The sequence below is a fragment of the Mesorhizobium sp. M2A.F.Ca.ET.037.01.1.1 genome (assembly GCF_003998075.1).
Lineage (GTDB): Bacteria > Pseudomonadota > Alphaproteobacteria > Rhizobiales > Rhizobiaceae > Mesorhizobium.
Genome location: NZ_RZSA01000510.1, coordinates 1 through 4,731, shown reverse-complemented (window position 1 = coordinate 4,731; position 4,731 = coordinate 1). Strand labels below are relative to the sequence as shown.

Below are 4,731 nucleotides of genomic sequence, written 5' to 3'. Positions count from 1 at the left end.
CTGTAGACGTTTGCATTCGACGAGTCCTTGGCGTGCGATTTCCAGATCACCGGCCAGTCCTGCGGCTGCTGTGAGCGTGCGCCAGGCGGTTCCAAAGTTTGGTCTCATCAGCACGGCCCGACGTTCAGCTCTTACCGCTTCGGCGTGGCGGCCGGCGACCAGATGGCAAAGACCTTCGACCGAAAGATTGGCTGCTTGGGTTTGGTCCAGGGGACTCAATCGTCGCGCAATTTCGAGCTGGCGGAGGCCATCTTCAGCAAGCCCCGCATAGCCGTACGCTGCTCCCGAGATTATGTGGACGAATACAAAGTTGGGGTTGCGTTGCAGTGCCTCGTTCAGTTCCTCCACCGCCGGCCCAAATCGTCTCGACATCGCGAATACGTAGCCCGCCGCAAAATGGGCCCATGCGTCGTCGGGATCGAGGTCTATCGCACGCTGAGCGAGCGTGAGGGCATGGGAAATGCCTGGCTCAAATTCCAAATTGCCTGAGACTACACGGGTGGCGAAGGTCCACGCGAGCAGGCTGTGGGCGCGAGCGTAGTGGGGATCAAGCTCAATCGCTCGCGTCAGGAGGTTGATGCCAGTGTCCTCATCTTGAATAGCCCATAACCAGATATAAGGCATTGCTCGGACAACGCAGCCCCATGCATCGAGACTCTCCGGCGTCCTACTTTGAAGGCGAAGACGTTCAGCCGCGTAAATCTGCGGCTCGATCGCCGCGACAACGCTGTGAGTGATCTCGTCCTGCACGGCGAAAATATCAGAGGCGGGGCGGTCGTAGCGCTCTGCCCAGATGTGGTTGCCGCTGGCGGCATCGACGAGCTGCCCAGTTACCCGTACCCGCTCGCCAGCCTTGCGAACGCTGCCTTCCAGTATGTAGCGAACACCAAGCTCTCGCGCGACCTGACGGATATCCGGCGCCTTGCCTTTGTACGCGAAGGTCGAATTGCGAGCGATAACGAAGAAGCCCCGCAGCTTGGACAAGGCGGTAATGATGTCCTCAGCGACGCCGTCGCCAAAGTATTCCTGTTCGGGGTCACCGCTCATGTTCTGGAACGGCAGGACAGCAATCGACGGCTTGTCGGGCAGCGCCAGTTTTCCACCGGAGAGGTCGGGCACTGTCGGCTCTTTTTCGGCGCCACTGTTTAAGGTCACGCGATAGGCTCGCACCGGCCGTGCAATGTTTTTGAGTTCCTGGTCGCCGATATCCTCGAAATTAACTTTGAGCTTGTCGCGTACCTGTTCATATGCCGCACCCGATAGGCAAATACCATTAGGTTGGGCAATACCTTGCAGACGGGCAGCAATGTTGACACCGTCGCCCATCAGGTCGCCGTCGCTCTCCTCGACTACATCGCCAACATGTATTCCTATGCGAAACGCGATACGTCGATCAGGCGGCACCCCGGCGTTGCGTTCGAGCATGGCGTTCTGCACCTCGATGGCGCATCGGACAGCATCGACCACGCTGCGGAACTCGACAAGGGCTCCGTCACCGGTACGTTTCACCACGCGTCCGATGTGTACCGCGATGGTAGGATCAACCAGGTCGCTGCGGAGTGCCCGGAGGCGCGCGAGAGTCCGATCTTCGTCCAAACCAGCCAGTCGGCTGTATCCGACGACATCGGCGGCCAGGATCGCCGCAAGCTTGCGGGTCTCGCTCATCTGCCCCTCCTTCACTCTCTGACATAGCACGGACTCAGGAGGGCTGCTTCATTTAGATCGGCTCGACCTGCAGCCGCTTCGGGGGACCGCAGTGCGACATTGCTGGCGATGATGATAGGAGGGCTGGGCGACGACGAGATGGAGGCGCAGTTTGTTTCGAACCCTTAGGATGCCATCGACACTTCCGTCTCAAGCAGCGGAACAATCCCGTTAGCATAAAGAATAACGGCGTCGTCGAACTCCCCACTTGAAGGGTCACCCTTCCGGCTGAACGCCACCACCCCGGCCGAGCAGCCCGCCAGTTTCTCAGCGAGTCGCAACGCATGCTCGGCATCTTGCACCTCCACCGCCTTTCCGGCGGTGACGGCTCCCCTCGGCGTGAAGTTGAAACTCTGGACAACAAAATACGTCAGCAACACTGCCTCCTTTGCCGCGGCAGTGTGACTCAGGGTTGAGAACAAAACAAGTACAAACCTGCTCTTGGCCGCCCGTCATTCCACAGGGGCGTAGCAGCAACGCTAACCTACTCCGCTTGACAAAGTAGGTAGGTGTTACCTACCATAAGCGCATCGGAGTAGGTAGATGAAATCAGTCCTTGATGCGCAGCAATCCTGGAACGTTGGAACCGCTAGGGCCGTAGAGGATGAGCGCCCCTGCACACGCCATGTCTTCCCCCTTTCCGGCCCACGCGCTGACGGTCTCGTCGACCTTGTTTCGAATAACGGCCGCGACGGTGGGATCGCCGAGGTCGACTTTGTAGGCGGTGATCATCACGGCGACTTCGCCTTCGCTGATCTCCAGCTTCGAACAGATCTTTGTCCCGGCAATCGCCTGCCCGAGATGAGACATCACTGCCATCTGCTTGTCGCTGTACGCGAGTGCTTGTCCCGAGACGGCGCACCAAAACAGCGCCGCAACCCAAACGAGATTCCTCATCTAGTCCCCCTGCCATCTGCCTCGCGTTCGGCAAGCTATCACAGGGCTGGAGCGCTCGCGAACAGGCTTCCACACGTTGCCTTCTTGGCCGCTCTCCTGTTCTGCGCCGCTGTCACGCTCGGCGCCTTCTAACGCACCCAAGGAGAATCGACATTGCAGCAAATCAGCAGACACCCGTCGCACAGCCGGCCGAGCTTCCCGGAAGCTTTTTTTGAAACCCATCCGCGCTGCCTCGAAATGGCCGAGGCCATGCGCGACCTATTCGCCGTCTGCGGCGGGGTGAAGATAGAAGACCTAGTCCGCGCCGGCTTCACGAGCGCCGAGATCGTGGAATTCCGCGACGATGCCGCGACGCTCGCGGCGCTGGCGAGCACAAAGCAGCTGACCGTCCGCCCCGATCTGCTCGAGGACATGATCGATAAGGCCAGGCATGCCGCGCCTAACCGTCTGCCGCTTCCGGCAGACGCCGAACCGACGCGCGGACTTGTCCAGGCGTGGGGCGAATATTGTGCCGCCAGGGGCGCCCTCCTGCTCGACCCTTGGTCCGGTCAGCGGGAACGCTGCATGGCGGTGCTGTCGAGCTATCTGGAGTCCTTGCCGATCTTCCCCGCTATCCGGACCAGCGTCCTGAAAGCGGTGGAGTCCGCCATGCCGCAGGTGACGCAATGATGCCGGAGCAAGCAAGCCGAGTCCGCACGGCGACGGTGATCCCGACCTTCAAGCCGGACGGATCCGCTTTCGACCTGGTCGATCCCAAACCATCCGACATCAGCTTCGCCGACATGGCCAACACGCTGTCCAAGCTCGCGCGGTTCAACGGGCTCTACCGTTGTCCCGCCTATTCGGTGGCCCAGCATTCGGTGATGGGTGCCGATGCACTTTACCGGGAGACCGGCGATGGCGTCGCCGCGGGCTATTTCCTCCTGCATGACGGGCACGAATACGCGCTGGGCGACATCACCAGGCCGACAGTGGACCTCATCCAGCATCATATTGCCCGGCTGGCCACCGAGGCCGGACTGGAAGCCGCAGACTTCGTCGAACGTCTGGCGCACAGGGCGCTGGCCTCGGTCAAGCGCAGCATCGACGTCGCGATCTACCAGGCGGCCGGGCTGCCCGACATCAACGCCGTGTCTCAATACGCTCGCCAAATCCGCGAAATGGACGATCGCATGCTGGTCGCGGAGGCCACTGCCCTGTTCGGCGCCAGCTCCCGCAGCGCCTGCCTGCCGCGCGTGGCGCTGCCTCAGCCAAAGCTGGTCGGCGCGATTGTGCCCTGGGGCGCGATGAAGGCGGAGCTCGCTTTCGTCGAGCGCCTCCAGCGCTATCTCGGCATTGCCGTGCGAGCTGGTTGAACGGGGACAGCGCGCAGTGCCATTGCCGTCCAAAAGAATGCTCTCACCCGCCGAGGCTGCCGAATATTGCGGCGGCAAATCGGTCGAATGGTTGAAGATGCATGTCCAAGTGGCGCCGACCAGGATCGGCGCCCTGGTGCGGTATGACGTGCGCGCGCTTGACAGGTGGCTGGACAGCCGGAACCAATCGGAGCCGGCCACGGGAGACGAATGGCTGGGGTTGCTCGATGAGGATTAAGATCACAGGGCTCAAACGCTACAAGGACCGGCTCGGCATCGAGCGCGTCTATCACCGCAAGAGCGGGACGCCGATCGACCCGAAACTGACCGGCCAGGCCTTAGCCGCCGAGGTCGATCGTCTGGACAAGCTGCATGCCCCAAAGATGGCGCAGTCCGGAACGCTCGGGGCGCTGCTCGAAAGCTACAAGAAATCCCCCAAATTTACCGATCTCGCTCCGCGCACGCAGTCCGACTATCAAAAGTACATGGACCATCTGAAGCCAATCGCGGGGACACCCCTGGCTTTGATCGACACCGCATTCATGGCGAAGCTGCGCGACAAGACCGTCAAGAAGCGCCGCGGCGCGTTCACCAACCACATGATGGCCATGCTCTCTTCGGCCTTCAAACACGGCAAGGAGTATGGGCTGGTCACGTCCAATCCTTGCCTCGAGCTCGAAAAGGCAAGGATCGCAAAGGATCGGCGCAAAGAGAACCGCCCGTGGACGAAGACGGAACGGGTGAACGTGCTGGCTGCCGCCCCGCTCCATTACAA

At 61.1% G+C, this 4,731-nt stretch carries 6 protein-coding genes and 1 pseudogene; 4 read left to right on the top strand and 3 right to left on the bottom strand.

What is annotated here, in order from left to right:
* The 3 genes from EOA27_RS22755 to EOA27_RS22745 form a co-directional block, all read right to left on the bottom strand.
* The coding region (locus EOA27_RS22755; RefSeq protein ID WP_189562085.1) for an adenylate/guanylate cyclase domain-containing protein at nt 1-1,665 on the bottom strand (1,665 nt) is incomplete at its 3' end.
* A gap of 164 nt (nt 1,666-1,829) precedes the next feature.
* The gene (locus EOA27_RS22750) at nt 1,830-2,081 is read right to left on the bottom strand and encodes a hypothetical protein (protein ID WP_245467086.1); all 252 of its coding nucleotides are present in this window, start codon (nt 2,079-2,081) and stop codon (nt 1,830-1,832) included.
* Between the two features lie 172 nt (nt 2,082-2,253).
* Nucleotides 2,254-2,601, bottom strand: a complete 348-nt coding sequence (locus EOA27_RS22745) for a hypothetical protein (protein WP_126083032.1) — start codon at nt 2,599-2,601, stop codon at nt 2,254-2,256.
* A 153-nt stretch (nt 2,602-2,754) separates the two neighbouring features.
* Here EOA27_RS22745 and EOA27_RS22740 point away from each other — a divergent pair, with 153 nt between their 5' ends.
* The 4 genes and pseudogenes from EOA27_RS22740 to EOA27_RS22725 form a co-directional block, all read left to right on the top strand.
* Nucleotides 2,755-3,270, top strand: coding sequence for a hypothetical protein (locus EOA27_RS22740; protein WP_126083033.1), 516 nt, complete (start codon nt 2,755-2,757; stop codon nt 3,268-3,270).
* Nucleotides 3,267-3,956, top strand: coding sequence for a hypothetical protein (locus EOA27_RS22735; RefSeq protein WP_126083034.1), 690 nt, complete (start codon nt 3,267-3,269; stop codon nt 3,954-3,956). Before EOA27_RS22740 ends, EOA27_RS22735 begins: the two co-directional genes overlap by 4 nt.
* 37 nt (nt 3,957-3,993) lie before the next feature.
* Nucleotides 3,994-4,194 (top strand): hypothetical protein, encoded by a 201-nt coding sequence (locus EOA27_RS22730; RefSeq protein WP_127257236.1) that lies wholly within the window; start codon nt 3,994-3,996, stop codon nt 4,192-4,194.
* Nucleotides 4,184-4,731: pseudogene (locus EOA27_RS22725) on the top strand (site-specific recombinase); the annotation flags it as partial. The gene EOA27_RS22730 and the pseudogene EOA27_RS22725, both read left to right, overlap by 11 nt.

Bases quoted from the DNA above. Each gene is read 5' to 3' on its own strand.
- EOA27_RS22745 (WP_126083032.1), bottom strand. From the start codon at position 2,601: ATGAGGAATCTCGTTTGGGTTGCGGCGCTGTTTTGGTGCGCCGTCTCG.
- EOA27_RS22735 (WP_126083034.1), top strand. From the start codon at position 3,267: ATGATGCCGGAGCAAGCAAGCCGAGTCCGCACGGCGACGGTGATCCCG.
- EOA27_RS22730 (WP_127257236.1), top strand. From the start codon at position 3,994: ATGCTCTCACCCGCCGAGGCTGCCGAATATTGCGGCGGCAAATCGGTC.